At 67.0% G+C, this 20,818-nt stretch carries 16 protein-coding genes and 2 rRNA genes; 4 read left to right on the top strand and 14 right to left on the bottom strand.

The window, feature by feature from the left end; translation table 11 throughout:
* Positions 1-87 precede the first annotated feature (87 nt).
* From SOM19_RS07300 to SOM19_RS07280, 5 genes are all read right to left on the bottom strand, one after another.
* Positions 88-3,191 (bottom strand): 23S ribosomal RNA (locus SOM19_RS07300).
* Positions 3,192-3,616: 425 nt separating this feature from the next.
* A 16S ribosomal RNA gene (locus SOM19_RS07295) occupies positions 3,617-5,141 on the bottom strand.
* Together the 16S and 23S rRNA genes form the textbook arrangement of a ribosomal RNA operon.
* A gap of 546 nt (positions 5,142-5,687) precedes the next feature.
* Positions 5,688-6,530, bottom strand: coding sequence for a DUF4184 family protein (locus tag SOM19_RS07290; protein WP_320485875.1), 843 nt, complete (start codon positions 6,528-6,530; stop codon positions 5,688-5,690).
* A 12-nt stretch (positions 6,531-6,542) separates the two neighbouring features.
* Positions 6,543-7,847 carry a tyrosine--tRNA ligase gene (tyrS, locus tag SOM19_RS07285; protein ID WP_320485874.1) on the bottom strand — a complete coding sequence of 435 codons (1,305 nt, stop codon included), beginning with the start codon at positions 7,845-7,847 and terminating at the stop codon, positions 6,543-6,545.
* Between the two features lie 63 nt (positions 7,848-7,910).
* Positions 7,911-8,858 (bottom strand): aldo/keto reductase, encoded by a 948-nt coding sequence (locus SOM19_RS07280; RefSeq protein WP_320485873.1) that lies wholly within the window; start codon positions 8,856-8,858, stop codon positions 7,911-7,913.
* A gap of 53 nt (positions 8,859-8,911) precedes the next feature.
* Between SOM19_RS07280 and SOM19_RS07275 the strand changes: the two genes are divergently transcribed.
* Positions 8,912-9,298 carry a MerR family transcriptional regulator gene (locus SOM19_RS07275; RefSeq protein ID WP_320485872.1) on the top strand — a complete coding sequence of 129 codons (387 nt, stop codon included), beginning with the start codon at positions 8,912-8,914 and terminating at the stop codon, positions 9,296-9,298.
* Here the strand turns inward: SOM19_RS07275 and SOM19_RS07270 are convergent.
* A complete protein-coding gene (locus SOM19_RS07270; protein ID WP_320485871.1) occupies positions 9,274-9,624 on the bottom strand; it encodes a VOC family protein in 351 nt (116 codons plus the stop codon). The two genes, SOM19_RS07275 and SOM19_RS07270, sit on opposite strands and share 25 nt — an antisense overlap.
* A gap of 156 nt (positions 9,625-9,780) precedes the next feature.
* Between SOM19_RS07270 and SOM19_RS07265 the strand changes: the two genes are divergently transcribed.
* From SOM19_RS07265 to SOM19_RS07255, 3 genes are all read left to right on the top strand, one after another.
* Entirely contained in the window at positions 9,781-10,383 is a 603-nt protein-coding gene (locus tag SOM19_RS07265) for a DNA-binding protein (RefSeq protein WP_320485870.1), read from the top strand.
* 73 nt (positions 10,384-10,456) lie between these two features.
* Entirely contained in the window at positions 10,457-11,056 is a 600-nt protein-coding gene (locus SOM19_RS07260) for a hypothetical protein (protein WP_320485869.1), read from the top strand.
* A complete protein-coding gene (locus SOM19_RS07255) occupies positions 11,053-11,637 on the top strand; it encodes a DUF1349 domain-containing protein (protein ID WP_320485868.1) in 585 nt (194 codons plus the stop codon). The genes SOM19_RS07260 and SOM19_RS07255 overlap by 4 nt, the downstream gene beginning before the upstream one ends.
* A 16-nt stretch (positions 11,638-11,653) precedes the next feature.
* Here SOM19_RS07255 and argH read toward each other — a convergent pair whose 3' ends face one another.
* From argH to SOM19_RS07215, 8 genes are all read right to left on the bottom strand, one after another.
* On the bottom strand, positions 11,654-13,081 hold the full coding sequence (argH, locus tag SOM19_RS07250) for an argininosuccinate lyase (protein WP_320485867.1): 1,428 nt from the start codon (positions 13,079-13,081) through the stop codon (positions 11,654-11,656).
* A 40-nt stretch (positions 13,082-13,121) separates the two neighbouring features.
* Positions 13,122-14,243 (bottom strand): heparan-alpha-glucosaminide N-acetyltransferase domain-containing protein, encoded by a 1,122-nt coding sequence (locus tag SOM19_RS07245; RefSeq protein ID WP_320485866.1) that lies wholly within the window; start codon positions 14,241-14,243, stop codon positions 13,122-13,124.
* Positions 14,244-14,259: 16 nt separating this feature from the next.
* On the bottom strand, positions 14,260-15,183 hold the full coding sequence (argF, locus tag SOM19_RS07240) for an ornithine carbamoyltransferase (protein WP_320485865.1): 924 nt from the start codon (positions 15,181-15,183) through the stop codon (positions 14,260-14,262).
* Positions 15,180-16,418 (bottom strand): acetylornithine transaminase, encoded by a 1,239-nt coding sequence (locus SOM19_RS07235; RefSeq protein ID WP_320485864.1) that lies wholly within the window; start codon positions 16,416-16,418, stop codon positions 15,180-15,182. Before SOM19_RS07235 ends, argF begins: the two co-directional genes overlap by 4 nt.
* Positions 16,415-17,314, bottom strand: a complete 900-nt coding sequence (gene argB / locus SOM19_RS07230) for an acetylglutamate kinase (RefSeq protein ID WP_320485863.1) — start codon at positions 17,312-17,314, stop codon at positions 16,415-16,417. Before argB ends, SOM19_RS07235 begins: the two co-directional genes overlap by 4 nt.
* Positions 17,311-18,468: a bifunctional glutamate N-acetyltransferase/amino-acid acetyltransferase ArgJ gene (gene argJ, locus SOM19_RS07225; protein WP_320485862.1), complete on the bottom strand. Its 1,158-nt coding sequence runs from the start codon at positions 18,466-18,468 to the stop codon at positions 17,311-17,313. The genes argB and argJ overlap by 4 nt, the downstream gene beginning before the upstream one ends.
* Entirely contained in the window at positions 18,465-19,517 is a 1,053-nt protein-coding gene (gene argC, locus SOM19_RS07220; protein ID WP_320485861.1) for an N-acetyl-gamma-glutamyl-phosphate reductase, read from the bottom strand. Before argC ends, argJ begins: the two co-directional genes overlap by 4 nt.
* A gap of 317 nt (positions 19,518-19,834) precedes the next feature.
* Positions 19,835-20,815, bottom strand: a complete 981-nt coding sequence (locus SOM19_RS07215) for an NAD-dependent epimerase/dehydratase family protein (RefSeq protein WP_320485860.1) — start codon at positions 20,813-20,815, stop codon at positions 19,835-19,837.
* Positions 20,816-20,818 lie beyond the last annotated feature (3 nt).

Here is a 20,818-nt window from a genome sequence, read left to right as displayed (position 1 = left end):
GTCTGCACACAACGAATTACGTTGTTGGTGCGGTTCTCGACCGTACATCGAGAACCACTCAGTGGACGCAAGCACCTAGAACGGTGTGTTATCAAGTCATCGGCTTATTAGTACCAGTCAGCTGCACGTGTTGCCACGCTTCCACATCTGGCCTATCAACCCAGTAGTCTGGCTGGGAGCCTCTCGCCCGAAGGCATGGAAGTCTCATCTTGAGGCCGGCTTCCCGCTTAGATGCTTTCAGCGGTTATCCATCCCGAACGTAGCTAATCAGCGGTGCTCCTGGCGGAACAACTGACACACCAGAGGTTCGTCCAACCCGGTCCTCTCGTACTAGGGTCAGATCCTCTCAAACTTCCTACGCGCGCAGCGGATAGGGACCGAACTGTCTCACGACGTTCTAAACCCAGCTCGCGTACCGCTTTAATGGGCGAACAGCCCAACCCTTGGGACCTACTCCAGCCCCAGGATGCGACGAGCCGACATCGAGGTGCCAAACCATGCCGTCGATATGGACTCTTGGGCAAGATCAGCCTGTTATCCCCGAGGTACCTTTTATCCGTTGAGCGACAGCGCTTCCACAAGCCACTGCCGGATCACTAGTCCCGACTTTCGTCCCTGCTCGACCTGTCAGTCTCACAGTCAAGCTCCCTTGTGCACTTACACTCGCCACCTGATTGCCAACCAGGTTGAGGGAACCTTTGGGCGCCTCCGTTACTTTTTGGGAGGCAACCGCCCCAGTTAAACTACCCACCAGGCACTGTCCCTGAACCGGATTACGGTTCTAAGTTAGATATCCAGAGTGACCAGAGTGGTATTTCAACAACGACTCCACAAGAACTAGCGTCCCTGCTTCACAGTCTCCCACCTATCCTACACAAGCCACACCGAACACCAATACCAAGCTGTAGTAAAGGTCACGGGGTCTTTCCGTCCTGCTGCGCGTAACGAGCATCTTTACTCGTATTGCAATTTCGCCGAGTTCGCGGTTGAGACAGTTGGGAAGTCGTTACGCCATTCGTGCAGGTCGGAACTTACCCGACAAGGAATTTCGCTACCTTAGGATGGTTATAGTTACCACCGCCGTTTACTGGGGCTTAAATTCTCAGCTTCGCCTTGCGGCTAACCGGTCCTCTTAACCTTCCAGCACCGGGCAGGCGTCAGTCCGTATACATCGTCTTGCGACTTGGCACGGACCTGTGTTTTTAGTAAACAGTCGCTACCCACTAGTCTCTGCGGCCTCCAAACGCTTTCGGAGCAAGTCCTAATACGTCGAAGGCCCCCCTTCTCCCGAAGTTACGGGGGCATTTTGCCGAGTTCCTTAACCACGATTCTCTCGATCTCCTTGGTATTCTCTACCTGACCACCTGAGTCGGTTTGGGGTACGGGCGGCTAGAACCTCGCGTCGATGCTTTTCTTGGCAGCATAGGATCACCCACTTTTTATCCGCATCGTGTCTCAGCCTGTATGAGCGACGGATTTGCCTATCGCTCGGCCTACGCACTTGCACCAGGACTACCATCGCCTGGCTTGGGCTACCTTCCTGCGTCACACCTGTTAATACGCTAACCGCCTCAGCATAGGGTCGTGTGCTAGGCCCAACGCTTCACCCCGAAGGGATCCGTCAAAGGGATTCAGACACTTAGCATTACTGGATTGGTTTGGGCGGTTCTTCGCCGGTACGGGAATATCAACCCGTTGTCCATCGACTACGCCTGTCGGCCTCGCCTTAGGTCCCGACTTACCCAGGGAAGATTAGCTTGACCCTGGAACCCTTGGTCTTTCGGAGGACGTGTTTCTCACACGTCTTTCGCTACTCATGCCTGCATTCTCACTCGTGTAGGCTCCACGGCTGGTTCACACCGCCGCTTCACTGCCCACACGACGCTCTCCTACCCATCAATACGGCTGGACCACGAAGGCCTACCAATAATATCAATGCCACAGCTTCGGTGGCGTGCTTGAGCCCCGTTACATTGTCGGCGCGGAATCACTTGACCAGTGAGCTATTACGCACTCTTTCAAGGGTGGCTGCTTCTAAGCCAACCTCCTGGTTGTCTAAGCAACTCCACATCCTTTCCCACTTAGCACGCGCTTAGGGACCTTAGATGGTGGTCTGGGTTGTTTCCCTCTCGACTATGAAGCTTATCCCCCACAGTCTCACTGCTGCGCTCTCACTTACCGGCATTCGGAGTTTGGCTGACGTCAGTAACCTTGTAGGGCCCATCGGCCATCCAGTAGCTCTACCTCCGGCAAGAAACACGCAACGCTGCACCTAAATGCATTTCGGAGAGAACCAGCTATCACGAAGTTTGATTGGCCTTTCACCCCTATCCACAGCTCATCCCCTCAGTTTTCAACCTAAGTGGGTTCGGTCCTCCACGACGTCTTACCGTCGCTTCAACCTGGCCATGGATAGATCACTTCGCTTCGGGTCTAGGACATGCGACTGAATCGCCCTATTCAGACTCGCTTTCGCTACGGCTACCCCACTCGGGTTAACCTCGCCACATATCGCTAACTCGCAGGCTCATTCTTCAAAAGGCACGCTGTCACCCCTACTAAGGAGGCTCCAACGGTTTGTAAGCAAACGGTTTCAGGTACTATTTCACTCCCCTCCCGGGGTACTTTTCACCTTTCCCTCACGGTACTTGTCCGCTATCGGTCATCTGGGAGTATTTAGGCTTATCAGGTGGTCCTGACAGATTCACACGGGATTTCTCGGGCCCCGTGATACTTGGGATACTCTTCGCGCCAAGGGAGGCATTTCGACTACGGGGTTCGCACCCTCTCTGACCGGCCATTCAAAGCCGTTCGTCTATACCTTCTTGTAACGCCGGCTGCTCGGCAGAGCAGCCCGAAAAGTCCCACAACCCCGAATACGCAACTCCTGCCGGATATCACACGTACTCGGTTTAGCCTGTTCCGGTTTCGCTCGCCACTACTAACGGAATCGCGGTTGCTTTCTCTTCCTGTGGGTACTGAGATGTTTCACTTCCCCACGTTCCCTCTACCCGCCCTATATATTCAGGCGGGAGTCACTAGGTCGGCACGCCGCCCAGCGGGGTTTCCCCATTCGGAAATCCTCGGATCAAAGTGTGCTTATCCACTCCCCGAGGCTTATCGCAGATTGCTACGTCCTTCTTCGGCTCCAGATGCCAAGGCATCCACCGTTTGCTCTTAAAGACTTGTTAACACATGAGTTTCATCAAGAATCGAACCCGAGCCAAAGGCTCGGGCGAAATTGACTAATGATCTTTAAGATCATCAATATGAACCGACCAAAAGGTCGGCTCAAAAAGATGCTCGCGTCCACTGTGTAGTTCTCAAAGTACGGGCGGTACCCTCCCCGCCACCAGCACAAAGCCGGCACCAGAAAAGGCCCTGAGTTTCGAAGCCCCCAACCCACACGGGGTCAGGATGCATCCGGTCCCTCAGGACCCAACAGCGTGCAGTGCGAGACGTCCAGCCCCCCATCGTTCCAACCGGAAAACCGGCGTACTGAACAGGGAACCGCAGCTCCCGCACCTCGTCAAATGTTCCACCCATGAGCTCCCAGCAGAGAACATGCGTCTCTGATCTGGGGCCTGGACACCCGAAGGTGCCAGATGCTCCTTAGAAAGGAGGTGATCCAGCCGCACCTTCCGGTACGGCTACCTTGTTACGACTTAGTCCTAATTACCGATCCCACCTTCGACGGCTCCCTCCCACAAGGGGTTAGGCCACCGGCTTCAGGTGTTACCGACTTTCATGACTTGACGGGCGGTGTGTACAAGACCCGGGAACGTATTCACCGCAGCGTTGCTGATCTGCGATTACTAGCGACTCCGACTTCATGAGGTCGAGTTGCAGACCTCAATCCGAACTGGGACCGGCTTTTTGGGATTCGCTCCACCTTACGGTATTGCAGCCCTTTGTACCGGCCATTGTAGCATGCGTGAAGCCCAAGACATAAGGGGCATGATGATTTGACGTCATCCCCACCTTCCTCCGAGTTGACCCCGGCAGTATCCCATGAGTTCCCACCATTACGTGCTGGCAACATAGAACGAGGGTTGCGCTCGTTGCGGGACTTAACCCAACATCTCACGACACGAGCTGACGACAACCATGCACCACCTGTTTACGAGTGTCCAAAGAGTTGACTATTTCTAGCCCGTTCTCGTATATGTCAAGTCTTGGTAAGGTTCTTCGCGTTGCATCGAATTAATCCGCATGCTCCGCCGCTTGTGCGGGTCCCCGTCAATTCCTTTGAGTTTTAGCCTTGCGGCCGTACTCCCCAGGCGGGGAACTTAATGCGTTAGCTGCGTCACGGAATCCGTGGAATGGACCCCACAACTAGTTCCCAACGTTTACGGGGTGGACTACCAGGGTATCTAAGCCTGTTTGCTCCCCACCCTTTCGCTCCTCAGCGTCAGTTACGGCCCAGAGATCTGCCTTCGCCATCGGTGTTCCTCCTGATATCTGCGCATTCCACCGCTACACCAGGAATTCCAATCTCCCCTACCGCACTCTAGTCTGCCCGTACCCACTGCAGACCCGAGGTTGAGCCTCGGGATTTCACAGCAGACGCGACAAACCGCCTACGAGCTCTTTACGCCCAATAATTCCGGATAACGCTTGCGCCCTACGTATTACCGCGGCTGCTGGCACGTAGTTAGCCGGCGCTTTTTCTGCAAGTACCGTCACTTTCGCTTCTTCCTTGCTAAAAGAGGTTTACAACCCGAAGGCCGTCGTCCCTCACGCGGCGTTGCTGCATCAGGCTTTCGCCCATTGTGCAATATTCCCCACTGCTGCCTCCCGTAGGAGTCTGGGCCGTGTCTCAGTCCCAGTGTGGCCGGTCACCCTCTCAGGCCGGCTACCCGTCGACGCCTTGGTGAGCCATTACCTCACCAACAAGCTGATAGGCCGCGAGCCCATCCCAGACCGAAAAATCTTTCCAACTGCTAACCATGCGGTTGCAGCTCATATCCAGTATTAGACGCCGTTTCCAGCGCTTATCCCAGAGTCCGGGGCAGGTTGCTCACGTGTTACTCACCCGTTCGCCACTGATCCAGGAAGCAAGCTCCCCTTCACCGTTCGACTTGCATGTGTTAAGCACGCCGCCAGCGTTCATCCTGAGCCAGGATCAAACTCTCCATAAAAAATGATTGCAACAACCAACACCGGAATAGGTGAAGACTGCGCGAGTTTGAACATGACGATCGGATGTCATTACTGACATATCCGTTTAATCTCAAAAGAATCTCACCGGCCAACAAAAGTTGACCGCGAGGTATTTTGGCATTTGACAAGTGCACGCTGTTGAGTTCTCAAGGATCAGACGCTCCCACCAACCAGCCTCACGACCAGCCCAGCAGGGCAACTTCACTATCCTACCCCACCCGGAGCGCCAGTCATAACGACGCGCCGATGATCTCGCGATCTTCGGCGACGGTCCTGCGACCGCTGTACCCGAGGTGGGAAACCCCGACCGGAACCCGAAGGTTCGGACTCTCGGAAGAGTCTTTGTGTGGGGGTCTGTTCTCCGCTTGAGGAGGCGGGGCCTTCCGGCCTCTCCGCTCTCCTGTGGGGCGAACAAGTAATACTTTACGTCGATCCTGGCGGTTGGGCCAATCCGGGCCACATCCCGGGCGTGTCGCGCCCTGGCCGCCAGTCCGGAGTCGCGTGATTTCAGGGGAGACGCCGACTCAGGAGACCGTCGCGCGCGACCGTCGCGAGGAGCGCAGTGCCTGGACGGCCACGCACAGGGCCAGTGTCGCGGCCCCCCAGATCGCGCAGGCGGGCGGCAGGACCCGGTACGCGAGGTGCGCGACGGTGAAGTCGTCGTCGAGAGGTCCGGAGGCCGCGAGGCCCGCGACCCAGGCGATCACGAGTGCGACCGGAAGCGAGAGCCACCACGCCCAGCGGGCGGCGTCCGGGAGCAGACGGGCGACCGATGCCGCGGCATCCGCTCTCACCAGCCACACGATCGCCCACACGCCGATGATCGCCAGGCCCAGGAAGCTCGACCCGTGCTGCAGCCACTTGTAGCCGAGCAGCGGACCCCACTGCTCGTCGAGCGCCGGCAGGACGGAGACCCCCCAGCGGCCTTCATGGGTGAACGGGTCCCACAGGATGTGCGACGCGATGCCGAGCAGCAGCGACGCCAGCAGGAGCAGCACCCCGCTCCACGACACACGCCACCGCGGAGACGATCCGTCCTCGCTCACCGCGCGCACCGCGAGGGTCTCGCGGGCGGCGGGCAGGGCTGAGCGATCCCACTCCTCCGGCAGCCGCACGGCGAGCCAGGCCGGCGACAGCTCGCGCACGGCCGGGCGGAGCACCGAACGCCACACCAGCAGCAGCACGAGTGCGAGCACGAGCGTGGCCGCGATCCAGGCGAAGTCGTGGGTGCGGCCGTAGTGCAGGGGCAGTCCGCGCACGAAGAGGGGCAGGTCGGGGGTCATCGCCCCGACGGCGATGGCGGCCGGCACCAGCGGCGTGCGGATGAACGGCAGCGCCACGACGGCGTGGCTCGGGGTGAACGGCACGGCGGTCCGGCGTCAGGCCGCGACGAACAGTCCGGCGAGGGTCTTCTTGCCGCGGCGGAGCACCGAGACGCCGCCCGGCAGCGCGCCGGTGACGACGGCCGACTCGTCGACCTTCACGCCGTCGAGCGAGACCCCGCCCTGAGCCACGGCACGACGCCCCTCCGACAGGCTCGCGACGAGCCCGGTGTCGACGAGAGCCTGCACCACCCCGGTCCCGGAGGCGACCGACGCGTTCGGCAGCTCTTCGAGCGCCTGCCGCAGCGTGGTCGCGTCGAGCGCCGTGAGGTCGCCCTGGCCGAACAGCGCGTCGGATGCCGCGATCACGGCGGCCGTGGCATCCGGTCCGTGCACGAAGGCGGTGACCTCGCGCGCGAGCCGGCGCTGCGCTTCGCGGCGGAACGGCTCGGCGGCGACGAGACGCTCGTACTCCTCGATCTCGTCGCGGGTGAGGAAAGTGAAGACCTTCAGGCGCGTGATCACATCGGCATCGTCGGTGTTGAGCCAGAACTGGTACATCCGGTACGGGCTGCACATCTCGGGATCGAGCCAGATCGCGTTACCGGCGCTCTTGCCGAACTTCGTCCCGTCGCTGTTCGTGATGAGCGGCGTGCCGATCGCGTGCACCGAGACGCCCTCGACGCGATGGATGAGATCGGTGCCGCTCGTGAGGTTCCCCCACTGGTCGCTGCCGCCGGTCTGCAGCACGCAGTCGTAGCGGCGGTGCAGCTCGAGGTAGTCCAGGCCCTGCAGGATCTGGTAGCTGAACTCGGTGTAGCTGATGCCCGCCTCGGAGTTGAGGCGCGCGGCGACCGCGTCCTTCTTGATCATCGTGCCGACACGGAAATGCTTGCCGATCCCCCGGAGGAAGTCGATGGCGCTCAGCGGCGCCGTCCAGTCGAGGTTGTTGACGATGCGGGCGGCATTATCGCCCTCGAAGCTCAGGAACCGCTCGACCTGGGCGCGCAGGTATCCCACCCACTCCGCCACGGTCTCGACGGGGTTGAGCACGCGCTCGGAGTCGCGGCCGCCCGGGTCGCCGACCAGGCCTGTCGAGCCGCCGACGAGGCCGAGCGGCCGGTGGCCCGCGAGCTGGAGGCGGCGCATCGTGAGCAGCTGCACCAGGTTGCCCAGGTGCAGGCTCGGCGCGGTCGGATCGAAGCCGCAGTAGAAGGTGATCGGGTCGCCCGCGAGCAGCGCACGCAGCGCCTCCTGGTCGGTGGACACATGCACGAGTCCGCGCCAGACGATCTCATCCCAGACGTTCTCGAACGTCGGGTCATTGGCCGGCGCGGTGGCGCTCACGGGGCTGTTCGACACGCGTGCCAGGTTATCAGCGAGGATCGGATGCCCCTGCCGCCGCCCGCACCGGGTACCCGTCGCTCAGGCCGGCTCGTCCAGCCGGGCCAGCTGGTCGGTCGAGAGCCCGAGGCGGACGCCGTCGAGCGCGACGTCGAGCTGGTCGAGCTTGCTTCCGCCCAGCATGGGCCGGACGCCATGGGCGACATGCCACGCCAGCACCACCTGGCTTCGGGTCGCACCCAGCTCGGAGGCGATCGCGTCGAGCACCTCGAGGCGCCGGGCGTTCCCCGGCTGGTCGTAGATCCCGGGGATCGGCTTCGCAGGGTTGTCGTAGCCGCCCGAGAGCAGCGGCGTGTACGCCCACACCTCCAGCCCGTGCACCTCCGCATAGTCGCGCTGCTCGTCGCTCAGCACGCCGGAGGGGTGATTGGTCGGATTCGTGCCCGGCCGGGGGCGCAGGTAGGTGCTGTTGTGCTGCAGCGCGTCGATCGGCGTGGAGCCGAGGCGCCGCGCATGCGCCCGGGCCCGCTCGACCCGCCACGCCGGGTGATTGGATGCCCCCACCCGAGCGGTGCGTCCGTCTGCGGTCAGCTCGGCGAGCGCCTCGACGGTGTCTTCGATCGGCGTGGTGCGATCCTCCATGTGCAGCCAGAGCAGGTCGACGGACTCCACCCCCAGCCGCTCGAGGCTGCCGCGGAAGGCGGTGTGCACGGCCCGCGGGGAGAGTCCCGCGCGCTTGCCGGGGAACGAGTCCGCCCACAGCGGCTCGGCGCCGAGTTTGGTGGCGATCCTGACGCGATCGCGCACGCCGGGCCGCGCAGCGAGCCAGCGACCGAGCACGCGTTCGCTGTCTCCGCCGTGGCCGCTGGCGCTGGCCCAGAAGCTGTAGCAGTCGGCGGTGTCGATCCAGACGCCTCCGCGCTCGACGAAGCGGTCGAGAAGCGCGAAGGATGTGTCCTCATCGACGGTGGTGCCGAACATCATCGCGCCGAGGACGAGGGGGGACGAGGCAGGTGTGGCGGTGTTCATGCTTCTACTGTGCAACCTGGAGTTCACTCCAGGTCAAGCTCTATTCTCGAGTCATGAAGACCTACACTCCGGCCGAGGCCGCGGCACTCTCCGGCTTCTCGCTGGACACCCTGCGGTACTACGAGCGTGAAGGCATCCTGCCTCCGGTCGCACGAACGGCTGGCGGTCGTCGCTCGTACTCCGAATCCGACCTCGGGACCCTCGGATTCCTGAAGTGCCTGCGCGAGACGGGCATGCCGATCGAGAAGCTGCGCCGCTACGGCGAGCTGTGCCGCGACGAGACCACGGTCCCGGACCGCGTCGCGCTGCTCGAGGAGCACGCCGCTGCGGTGCAGCGCGAGCTCGAGGGACTTCTCGCCCAGCAGGCGAAGCTCGACGACAAGCTCGCGTGGTACCGCAGCGAACTCGAAACGCGTCAGGCGGCGGCGATCTTGTCGTAGAGGCCGATCATGTTGCCCTCGGAGTCGCGGATGTAGACCCAGCGCGAGTTCTCGTCGAGCGGCTGGATCTCCCCGACCTGCTCGCCGCCGTTCGCGACCGCTGCGGCGACGGTGTCCTCGATCCGGTCGACGGTGAACACGACGGTCACGTGGGGCGACGTGCTGCGCAGGTGGAGATCACCGTTGACGCCCTCGCCCTGCGGCTGTCGCAGCATCCCCATCTCATCGCCCCACGCTTCGTACTCGTATCCGAGGACCGCGCCGTAGAACGCCTGAGCTCGGGTGATGTCGTCGACGGGGATCTCGAAATGCTCCATCTTTGCCATGGGCCCACGTTTCCACGGTCGACGAGCGGACGAAAGCCCTGGGATGGCATGAGTTTGCAGACTCAATTCATCCCACTTCAGCAGTGAGACTCACATAGTTGGAGCTTGGGCGCTAAACTAGGGCAACTTTAATGTTCAGGCAAAAGGAGTTGCACCATGTTCGTCGTGACAGCGGACCAGCGCGGCAGCCGCACCAGCGAGGACCTGGTCCCCGCGGCCCTGGGTGCCGTCCAGCGCATCGCCGGGCCCCACCTGGTCCTCGCGCCCGAGCGCACGGCGGGCGACGAGTTCCAGGCCGCCGTCTCGGGTGCTGCCGCGATCCTCGATATCGTGCTGCATCTGACTCGCCTCGAGACATGGAGCGTCGGCGTCGGCATCGGCGGCATCGAGGAGCCGCTTCCCGCGAACGTCCGGGCCGCGCGCGGCTCCGCGTTCCTCAACGCCCGCGATGCCGTCGAGCACGCCAAACGCGCGTCGACCCGTGTCGCAGTGGTCGGCGGAGCCGACGGCGGAGATGCGGAGGCCCTGGTGCGGCTGCTCGTCGAGCTGCGGGATCGACGAACGGTCGAAGGCTGGGAGGTGCGAGACATCCTCGCGGAGGGCCTGAGCCAGCGCGACGCCGCCGCGCGACTCGGCATCACCGAGGGCGCGGTCAGCCTGCGCGTGCGCAACGCGGCGCTCCGGGTGGAGGAGGCGGCGATCCCCGCGTTGGAGCGGCTGCTCGCGCGCGCCGACAGCGGGTCGGGCCCGGCGCGGTGACCACACCGCGCCGTCCGCGCCGCGCGGTCATGGCGCCGCGAGCACGTCGCCGGTGCGTGCCAGACTGATCGGCATGGTCGTCCCCCCGGATCTGCTCCTGACCGCCGGCCTCTCGGCGTTCCTCTTCCTCGCGCTGGGAGGCGCGCTCGTGATCGTGGTGCTCAGCACCCGGCGCCCGCGCGACCTCCCGCTCCTGATCGCGGGCGGCCTCGTCGTGCTCGCCCTGCTGGTGGTCATCGTCATCCCCGTCAACGTGCCGATGGTCGTGGGCCTGATGATCGCTCTGCTGGGCACCGCGTTGGCAGCGGTCGGCGGCAGCCCTGTCACTCGCCGCGTGCTCGAGGTCGCGACCCACGGCCGAGTGCCCGAGGGCGACAACGGCGGCATCATGCTGCGACCGCCCGCCCTTCCGGGACTGGCCGGCGAGCAGGGGCCGGCGCGGGAGGTGCTGCGCGGCGGCACCACGATCGGCTATCTGGAGCGTCTGGGCGTCGCCATCGCGATCGTCGCGGGATTCCCCGAGGCCATCGCCGTCGTCGTCGCCGTCAAGGGCATCGGACGGTTCTCGGAGCTGGCCGCGGCCGAGGCCCGCGAGCGGTTCATCATCGGCACGCTCGCGAGCCTGCTGTGGGCCTGCATCATCGGCGGCCTCGTCCGGCTGGCGATCTGGTGACCGCCGCGCCAGTGCCCTGGTCCCACGGGCAGTGGACCCGCGAGCCGGCATCGGTGTCCATCGACGGAGCCGCTCTCGTTGCGACCGCGGTCGAGGGCAGCGACGCCTGGCGCACGACCGCGTACGGATTCGTCCACGACGACCAGCACGCCCTGCTCGCGCCGCTCGCAGTGGGGCAGGCGATGGAGATCGCCTTCTCGGCCGAGTGGAGCGGTGAGTTCGATCAGGCCGGCGTCTTCGTGCGCCTGGATGACGAGCGCTGGATCAAGAGCGGCATCGAGTTCGCCGACGGACACCTCGGGCTCGGCGCCGTGGTCACCGATGTCGCCTCCGACTGGTCCGTGGGCTACGTCGACGAGTGGAACGGATCCGAGATCACGGTGCGCGTCAGCCGATGGCCCGACGCCGTGATCGTGCGCGCTCGCGCCGGCGCCGGCGCGTGGCGGCTCGTGCGCGTGGCTCCCTTCGACGGCGGAGCGGATGCCGCGGCCGGCCCGTTCCTCTGCGCGCCCCTGCGGTCGGGCTTCGAGGTGCGCTTCCTGTCATGGCACCTCGACGCCGCAGACGAGAAGCTCCACTGAGCGAGAAGCAGCGCGGCTAGAGCCCGAGCGCGTGCGCGGCCGCCTGCACCCTCTCGACCAGCTCGACGCGCTGCTCGGCGACCCGCACCGGAGCGGTGCCCCCGGCGCCCGTCCGGCTCGCGACCGAGCCCTCGACGGTGAGGACCTCGCGGACGTCCGGCGTGAGCGAGGCCGACACGGAGGCGAGCTGCTCGTCGGTGACCTCGTGCAGCTCGATGCCGTTCTCCTCGCACAGGCGGACGAGGTGCCCTGAGGTCTCGTGCGCGTCGCGGAAGGGCACGCCGCGCTTGACGAGCCACTCCGCCACATCCGTGGCGAGCGAGAAGCCCTGCGGAGCGAGCAGCGCCATGCGCTCGGTGTGGAAGCGGAGCGTCGCGACCATGCCCGCGAACGCCGGAAGCACCGTCTCGAGCGTGCGGACCGAGTCGAAGATCGGCTCCTTGTCCTCCTGCAGGTCGCGGTTGTAGGCGAGCGGCAGCGCCTTGAGCGTGGCGAGCAGGCCCGTGAGATTGCCGATCAGTCGACCGGCCTTGCCCCGCGCGAGCTCGGCGATGTCGGGGTTCTTCTTCTGGGGCATGATGCTCGACCCGGTCGAATAGCCGTCGTCGAGCGTGACGAAGCCGAACTCGCGGGTGTTCCAGAGGATGATCTCCTCGGCGAAACGCGAGACGTCGATGCCGATCATCGCGGCGATGAACGCGAACTCGGCGACCACGTCGCGCGCCGAGGTGCCGTCGAGGGAGTTCTCGGCCGGCCGGTCGAGGCCCAGCTCCCGGGCGACGAGCTGTGGATCGAGCCCGAGGGTCGACCCGGCGAGCGCGCCGCCGCCGTACGGCGACACCGCCGCCCGGACCGACCAGTCACGCAGGCGCTCGAGGTCGCGGACGAGCGGCCAGGCGTGCGCCTGAAGGTGGTGCGCAAGGAGGACGGGCTGCGCGTGCTGAAGGTGGGTGCGCCCCGGCATGACGGCACCCTCGTGGGCGTCCGCCTGTGCGACGAGCGCGTCCACCAGCCGCAGGACCTCGCGGGCGATCGTCCGAGAGTGGTCGAGCAGATACATGCGCACGAGCGTCGCGATCTGGTCGTTGCGGCTGCGCCCGGCGCGGAGCTTGCCCCCGAGCTCGGGACCGACGACGCGGATGAGCGCCTGCTCGAGCGCGCCGTGCACGTCTTCGTCGGATTCCGCGGGGAGGAGGGATCCGTCCGTGATGGACCGGGTGACGACGTCCAGCCCGTCGTGCATCTCGCGCTCTTCGTCGGGAGTGAGGTACCCCGCGGCGGCGAGCGCCTTGGCGTGCGCATGCGACCCCGCGATGTCGTACAGCGCCAGGTCCCAGTCGAAGTGGGTCGAGCGGCTCAGCTCCACCAGTTCGGGCGAGGGCCCCGTCGCGAAGCGGGCGCCCCACAGCGCGCCCTCGTTGGTCCCGCCCCTGGTGTCACTCACCTGACCAGCCTAGCGACGGCGATGGGTGGAGGTGATCCGCTCAGACTGCGGAGCGCTCCTGCGCGTCGACTCGTCGTGCGGCCCACCGCGCGGCGCGATCGATCGCCCACTCCAGCGGCCCCCGGCCGACCAGCAGCGCCCAGGCGGTGCAGAGCGCGACCGTCGTGAGGGTGAGCGGCCAGAACGGCTGCAGGTCGCGGAAGCCCGCGAGGTCTCCGGCGTCACCCAGCACGTCGGAGGCGATGGCCGCCCACACCAGGAGCTGGGCGGTGTAGGCCGTGAGCGGCATCGCCCCGACCGCGCGGAGCGGCAGGACGATCCAGACGAGCACCGTGCGGCACAGCAGCAGGGCGGCGCCGATCACGGCGAGCGCGAACCCGCCGGAGCCGACCACCTCCAGCAGTCCGGTCGAGTGCGGCCGCGCGGTCCACAGCGCCCCGAGGTACGACGATCGCTCGTCCGCCTCAGCGGCGCCGGTCGCGGCATCCGCGCCGTATCCCACGACGGCGAGTGCGACGCCGGCGCCCAGCATCCACAGCTGCACAGAGAGGCGCTGGATGCCGGCCCTCGCGACTCCGAGACCGGCGACGAGGAAGGCGATCCACGTCGTGAACGGATAGTGCCAGCCGATCGCGAGCGACAGCGTGCTGCCCGACATCGTGTTCCACAGCGGGAGCTCGTCGAGCGCCACCTGGACGACGGGCATCACGAGGGCGAGCAGCGCCGACAGCGACAGCAGCGTCCGCGCGCCCAGCCGGACGAGCAAGATCGCGAGGAAGAACAGCAGGGCGTACGCGGGCAGAATCACGTAGACCGGCACGCCGGTGAGGATCAGCAGCAGGCCGAGCAGCCAGAGCAGGAGAGCCCGCACGGCGAGGCGCACGCGAGCGGTCTTGAGCGCCGATCCGCGCAGCGGCGTTCGCGCGCCCGTCACCAGGCCGATCGAGACGCCGGCGAGCGTCGCGAACAGGATCGAGGAGCGCCCGTCGACGACGGCGACCCAGGTGGCGGCATCCGTCCACTCGAAAGAGTCGTCGATCCACAGCAGGTGCGCGGCGAACATGCCGAGCACGGCCAGCCCGCGGGCGAGGTCCACGCCGGCGATGCGCTGCGGCCCGTTGAGCCGCGCCCAGCGACCGGCGAGCCAGCCCCGCTCGCTCAACGACCGCCGTTCCGGGTCAGTCCTGGCGCAGCAGCCACACCAGCAGCGCCTTCTGCGCGTGGAGGCGGTTCTCCGCCTCGTCCCAGACGACGCTCTGCGGGCCGTCGATCACCTCGGCGTCCACCTCGTACCCACGGTCGGCGGGGAGGCAGTGGATGAAGATGGAGTCGTCCTTCGCGAGAGCCATCAGCTCCTGCGTCACCTTGTACTGGCCGAGGTCGCGAAGTCGAGCGAGCTTCTCCTCCTCCTTGCCCATCGACACCCACGTGTCGGTGACGATGACGTCGGCGCCCGCCGCGGCCTCGTTGGCGTCGGTGTAGAGCGCGACCGACCCGCCGGTCTCCACGGCGCGGCGGTCTGCGTCCGCGATCACGTCCTCGCGGGGGGCGTACTGCTCTGGCGACGCGACGCGCACGTGCATGCCCGCGGTGACGCAGGCGAGGACGTACGAGTGGGCCATGTTCGACATGCCGTCGCCGAAGAACGCGAGGGTCAGTCCCTTGAGCTCGCCCTTGTGCTCCTTGATCGTGAGCAGGTCGGCGAGGAGCTGGCAGGGGTGGAAGTCGTCGCTCAGGGCATTGATCACCGGCACCGTCGTGCCCTCGGCCATCTGCTCGAGGCCCGCCTGGGCATAGGTGCGCCACACGATCGCGGCGACCTGGCGCTCCAGCACCCTGGCCGTGTCGGCGGGCGTCTCCTTGCCGCCGAGCTGGCTGTTGGCGGTCGAGATGATGAGCGGGGACCCGCCGAGGTCCGCGATGCCGACCGCGAACGACACGCGTGTGCGCGTGGAGGACTTGTCGAAGATCACGGCGACGGTCTGGGGACCTTCCAGCGTCTTGAGTTTCCAGCGGTCCTTCTTCAGCGCGACGGCGAGATCGAGGATCTCGTCCTGCTCGGCCTGGGTCAGATCGTCGTCGCGCAGCAGGTGGCGGGTCATGCGGGGACCTCCGTGGGGGCCTCGGTGGCGGCTGGGGTCGTCACGTCGAGCAGCAGCGCATCCTCGACGGTGCGCAGGGCGGCCGTGAAGAGCTCGAGGAACTCGTCGGTCTCCACGTCGCCGATGGTCAGGGCGGGCACGAGGCGGATCGTCTCGTCGTTGGGGGCGTTGATCACGAGGCCGTGCTCCTGCGCCGCGGCGACGACCGCCTTGGCGACCGGATGCGTGAGCGCGACGCCGAGAAGCAGCCCGCGCCCGCGGACGCCTCCGACGAGGTCCGAGCCGATCCCGAGGATCGCCGAGCGCAGCTGCTCGCCGCGCTCGGCGGCGTTGCGCACCAGCCCGGCGTCCTCGATCTCGCCGAGGACGGCGCCCGCGACGGCCGTGCCGAGCGGGTTCCCGCCGAACGTCGAGCCGTGAGTGCCGGGGTAGAACAGGTCGCTGGCCTCGCCGAAGGTGATGAGCGCCCCGATCGGGAAGCCGCCGCCGATGCCCTTGGCGACCGTGATCGCGTCCGGGGTGATGCCGGCGTGCTGGAAGGCGAACCACTCCCCCGTCCGCCCGGCACCGGTCTGGATCTCGTCGATGATGAGCAGAGCGCCGTGACGGGCCGTCAGCTCGCGCGCCGCCTGCAGGTAGCCCTCTGGCAGGTCGATGACGCCCGCCTCGCCCTTGACCGGCTCGACGAAGAGCGCCGCGACACGGTCGTCGATCGCGGCCTCGAGCGCCTCGGCCGTGGAGTCGATGAATTCGACGCCCGGCGTCATGGGCAGGAACGGCTCCTGCATCCACGGCTTGCCGGTGAGGGCGAGGGTGCCCATCGTCCTGCCGTGGAACGCATCCTTGAGCGCGAGGATGCGCGGGCGGTCCGCCCCGCCGTGGAGGCGGGCGAGCTTGAACGCGGCCTCGTTGGCCTCCGCGCCGGAGTTGCCGAAGTACACGCGCCCCGCGTCTCCGGTGCCGGCGAGCCGCTTGAGGCGTGCCGCGAGCTCCAGCTGCGGCGGCGTCGCGAAGTAGTTCGAGACGTGCGACAGCGTCGCCGCCTGGGTCGCGATCGCCTCGACGAACACCGGGTGCGCGTGGCCGAGCGAGTCGACCGCGATCCCGGCGAGGAAGTCCAGGTAGCGCTTGCCGTCGGCGTCCCAGAGGTAGGAGCCTTCGCCGCGGACGAGCATCGCCATCCGCTCTCCGAAGCTGCGAACGAGGTCGCGCCCCGCATCTTCCTGCCACGTCATCCGAGCACCACCTCTGTTCCGATTCCCTTGCTGGTGAAGATCTCCACGAGCACCGAGTGCGGCACCCGCCCGTCGATGATCGCGGCGGTCTCGACGCCGCCCTCGACGGCCTCCAGGCACGCCTGCATCTTCGGGATCATGCCCGACTCGAGCGAGGGCAGCATCGCCCGGAGCTCGGTCGAGGTCAGGTGCGAGACGAGCGAGTCGCGGTTCGGCCAGTCGGCGTAGAGCCCCGGGACGTCGGTGAGCACCACGAGCTTGGCGGCGCCCAGCGCGACCGCGAGGGCGGATGCCGCGGCATCCGCGTTCACGTTCAGCGAGTGCCCGGCGTGGTCGAGGTCGGGCGCGATGCTCGAGACGACCGGGATCCGGCCGGCGGCGAGCTGGTCGAGCACGGGCTGCGGATCCACTTCGACGACGTCGCCGACCCGGCCGAGGTCGTGCTCGACGCCCTCGATCACGACCCCGCGACGCCGGCCGCCGAAGAGGCCCGCGTCTTCGCCGCTCAGGCCCGCGGCGTGCGGGCCGTGGGCGTTGATCTTCGCGACGAGCTGCGGGTTGATCTGGCCCGTGAGCACCATGCGCACGACCGAGATCGCCTCGGTCGAGGTCACGCGATAGCCGCCCTTGAACTCGCTGGGGATGGCGAGGCGGTCGAGCATCGACGAGATCTGCGGCCCCCCGCCGTGCACGACGACGGGCTTCACCCCGACATAGCGGAGATAGGCGATGTCGGCGGCGAAGGCGTCCTGCAGCTCGTCGCTGACCATCGCGTTGCCGCCGTACTTGATCACCACGATCTGCTCGCTGAAGCGGCGCAGCCACGGCAGCGACTCGACGAGGGTCGCGGCCTTGACGCTGGCTTCGCTGGGATCGGTGTCCTGGATCTGGCTCATGACGAATAGGCGCTGTTCTCGTGGACGTAATCGTGGGTGAGGTCGTTGGTGAGGATCGTCGCGGTGGCCTCGCCGACCTTGAGGTCGATGACGAGGTGCGTCGCGCGCGGGGTGAGGTCCACGTCCTCGCGCGGCGCGTCGGGACCGCCCGCGGTGCACACGCGCACGCCGTTCATCCAGACGTCCACGTCGTACGGGTCGAAGGCCGCGTCGGTGGTGCCGATCGCGGCGAGCACGCGGCCCCAGTTCGGGTCGTTGCCGAAGATCGCCGCCTTGAACAGGTTGTTGCGGGCGACCGAGCGGCCGACCTCGACGGCTTCCTCCTCGGATGCCGCGTGCACGACCTCGATGGTGATGTCGTGGCTCGCACCTTCCGCGTCGCCCTGCAGCTGCCGGGCGAGATCCTGGCTCACCTCGGCGAGCGCCGCGGCGAACTCCTCCGGTGCCGGCGAGATGCCCGAGGCGCCGGAGACCAGCAGGGTCACCTGGTCGTTCGTCGACATGCAGCCGTCCGAGTCGAGCCGGTCGAAGGTGCGGCCCGTGGCCGCTCGCAGGGCCGCGTCGGCCTGCGCGGCGTCGAGCACGGCGTCGGTCGTGATCACCACGAGCATGGTCGCGAGGCCGGGCGCCAGCATCCCGGCCCCCTTCGCCATGCCGCCGATGGACCAGCCGTCGCGCGCGACGACGGAGCGCTTCGGCTTCGAGTCGGTGGTCATGATCGCGAGGGATGCCGCTTCGCCGCCGTCGGCGGAGAGCTCGGCGATGCCCTGCTCCGTGCCGGCGAGCACCTTGGCGCGGAAGACCTCGTCGCCGGTCCCGATGAGCCCGGTCGAGCAGATCAGCACGTCTCCGGCCCCGATGCCGAGGAGCTCGGCGGCCTTCTCGGCGGTCTGGTGAGTGGTCTGGAACCCGAACGAGCCGGTGAAGCAGTTCGCGCCGCCAGAGTTCAGCACGATCGCCTCGACGACGCCGTCCTGGATCGCCTGCTGCGACCAGATGATGGGGTTCGCCTTGGCGCGGTTCGACGTGAAGACGGCGGCGCCGACCTTGAGCGGCCCCCGGTTGACGACCACCGCGACGTCGGGCTTGCCGCTCGACTTGAGCCCGACGGCGACGCCGGCGGCTTCGAATCCCTGGGGCGCGGTGACGCTCACGGGGCTACTCCGTTCACGGTGAGTGCGGTGCCCTCGGCGAGGCCGAGAGCGATGTTCATGGACTGCACGGCCGCCCCGGCGGTGCCCTTGACGAGGTTGTCGACCGCCGTGACGACGACGACCCGGTTCGCGGCACGGTCGATCGCCAGGCCCATCAGCGCGGTATTGGCGCCCAGCACATCGGCGGTCCGGGGGAACTGGCCGGCCGGCAGCAGCTGCACGAACGTCTCGCCCCCGTAGGCCGTCTCCCATGCGCCGCGGATCTCGTCGTCGCTCTTGCCCGCCGCGATCGGCGCGCTCGAGGTCGCGAGGATCCCCCGGGCCATCGGGACGAGGACGGGGGTGAAGGAGATGCGGATGTCCTCCGCCGCCGCCGAGCCCGTCGCCGCGAGCGCCTGCCGGATCTCGGGGATGTGCCGGTGGCTGCCACCCACCGCGTACGGGTTCGCGGAGCCGAGGATCTCGCTGGCGAGGAGGTTCGTCTTCAGGCTCTTGCCGGCGCCCGACGGGCCGACCGCGAGGACGGTGACGATGTCCCCGGGGTCGATGACGCCCGCGGCCACGCCCGGCGCGAGGCTGAGACTGACCGTGGAGGCGTTGCAGCCGGGCGCGGCGATGCGGGATGCCCCGACCAGCCGTTCCCGCTGCGCCCCGCCCCCGACCGGGAGCTCGGGAACGCCGTACACCCAGGGATCGTGGAAGTCCCCGCCGTAGAAGTGGTCCCAGTCGGCCGCGGACTCCAGCCGGTGGTCGGCGCCCGCGTCGATGACGAGCGGGGTGTCGCCGAGCGCGTCGGTGTACTGACCGGACTGGCCGTGCGGGAGGGCCAGGAACACGATGTCGTGCCCGGCGAGCACCTCGGGAGTCGTCTCCGAGAGCGTCAGGTGCGCGAGCGAGCGCAAGTGGGGCTGGTGCTGGATGAGCGGCTGTCCCGCGTTGGAGTGCGCGGTGACCGTGCGGATCTCGACGTCGGGATGCGCGGCGAGGATCCGCAGGATCTCGCCGCCCGCATAGCCGGATGCGCCGGAGACGGCGACCGAATATGTCATGGATTCCACCTTAGAGTCTGGGTACGGGAGCCGGAGACGGCGACGCCCGCAGGGTCCATGACCGGACCGCGTGCAGGGTCGCCTAGAGTCGGCGGCCGTCCAGACGTCGGCGCGCGGGAGCGACGCTCGGAACGAGCGTCGCGAATCCCTGGGTCGCCGAAGGCATGGGCCCGACGATAGCGGCCGGGTCGCGGCATCCGCAAATCGAGGCCGTCATCTCGCGAGAGATCATGCTCTGCGCGAGCGCACATGGTTTGCAGGGGCAAACCATGTGCGCTCGGGCAAAGAGTGTGCGCTCGGCGACCGCCGGCCGAGGATCAGGACGAGAGTTCGGCGAGGAGGGCCAGCTCGTCCGCGCGGGAGAGACCCGAACGCCGCTCGCGGGACAGCCCTCGCTCCCGCTCATCGTCGAGCGTGCGCTCGAGGGTCTCGCGCAGGGGGCGGAGGCGTCCGCCGAGCACCCGGTACGCGGCGTTGGACCGCGTCCAGAAGCCGGGGGTGTCGGCGGGGAGCCACAGGGGCAGCGAGCGCGGTCCGGCCCAGTACGCCACCTCACGGGCTTCCAGCCAGTCGTCCGGCGCCCCGATCGTGCGGCCGTGGTGCCCGGCGACCTCGCGGGACTCCTCCAGCAGCCGATCGAGCGGGACGGGGTCTCCCACCGCGTTGGCCACGCCGGTCCAGCGCTCGCGTCCGATGGCGTGCACGAACTCGGCGAGGTCGTCGACGTCGATCACCTGCGCGCCCCGGTCGGTGACGTCGGGGATCAGCACGTCGTCGTCCGCGGCGAGCGCGAAGCGGCCGACCCAGTAGCCGAACCGGTCGGTGGGGTCGCCGGGTCCGACGATGAGTCCCGGACGGACGACCGCCGCGTGGAACCCCAGTGCCGAGCGGACGGATGCCTCGGCCGCCGCCTTCGCTCGCCCGTAGTCCGGCTCCTCGTCGGGGCCGGCGGGCGTCAGGAGCTCGGCGGACTCATCGGCCCCCGGCACGCCGTTCCCGGCGTACACCGAGACGGTCGAGATGTACGTCCAGTGCTTCGCGCGCTCCCCCAGCGCGAGGACCGCGGCCGCGACGTGCACCGGGTTCGACGAGATGTCGACGACCTCGTCCCACTCCCGCCCGGCGACCTCGGCGTATGCCTCAGGACCGTCGCGGTCGGCGACGACGAGCGCCGCCCCGTACGGCGCGGGCCGTCCGCCCCGGGCGAGGCAGGTGACGGATGCCCCGGCGTCCAGCCAGTGCGTGGCGATGCGGCCGCTGAGCCAGCCGGTCCCGCCGAGGATGAGCACGTCGGTCATGCG

This window comes from Microbacterium sp. CFBP9034, assembly GCF_034045255.1.
Lineage (GTDB): Bacteria > Actinomycetota > Actinomycetes > Actinomycetales > Microbacteriaceae > Microbacterium.
This window is presented reverse-complemented; position numbering and strand designations above follow the sequence as displayed.

What these genes read in the sequence shown, in the direction of transcription:
- SOM19_RS07215 (WP_320485860.1), bottom strand. Translation starts at nt 20,815, where the DNA reads ATGACCGACGTGCTCATCCTCGGCGGGACCGGCTGGCTCAGCGGCCGC.
- SOM19_RS07270 (WP_320485871.1), bottom strand. Translation starts at nt 9,624, where the DNA reads ATGGCAAAGATGGAGCATTTCGAGATCCCCGTCGACGACATCACCCGA.
- SOM19_RS07280 (WP_320485873.1), bottom strand. Translation starts at nt 8,858, where the DNA reads ATGAACACCGCCACACCTGCCTCGTCCCCCCTCGTCCTCGGCGCGATG.
- SOM19_RS07265 (WP_320485870.1), top strand. Translation starts at nt 9,781, where the DNA reads ATGTTCGTCGTGACAGCGGACCAGCGCGGCAGCCGCACCAGCGAGGAC.
- SOM19_RS07235 (WP_320485864.1), bottom strand. Translation starts at nt 16,418, where the DNA reads ATGACGTGGCAGGAAGATGCGGGGCGCGACCTCGTTCGCAGCTTCGGA.
- argF (WP_320485865.1), bottom strand. Translation starts at nt 15,183, where the DNA reads ATGACCCGCCACCTGCTGCGCGACGACGATCTGACCCAGGCCGAGCAG.
- argC (WP_320485861.1), bottom strand. Translation starts at nt 19,517, where the DNA reads ATGACATATTCGGTCGCCGTCTCCGGCGCATCCGGCTATGCGGGCGGC.
- argB (WP_320485863.1), bottom strand. Translation starts at nt 17,314, where the DNA reads ATGAGCCAGATCCAGGACACCGATCCCAGCGAAGCCAGCGTCAAGGCC.
- SOM19_RS07260 (WP_320485869.1), top strand. Translation starts at nt 10,457, where the DNA reads ATGGTCGTCCCCCCGGATCTGCTCCTGACCGCCGGCCTCTCGGCGTTC.
- SOM19_RS07275 (WP_320485872.1), top strand. Translation starts at nt 8,912, where the DNA reads ATGAAGACCTACACTCCGGCCGAGGCCGCGGCACTCTCCGGCTTCTCG.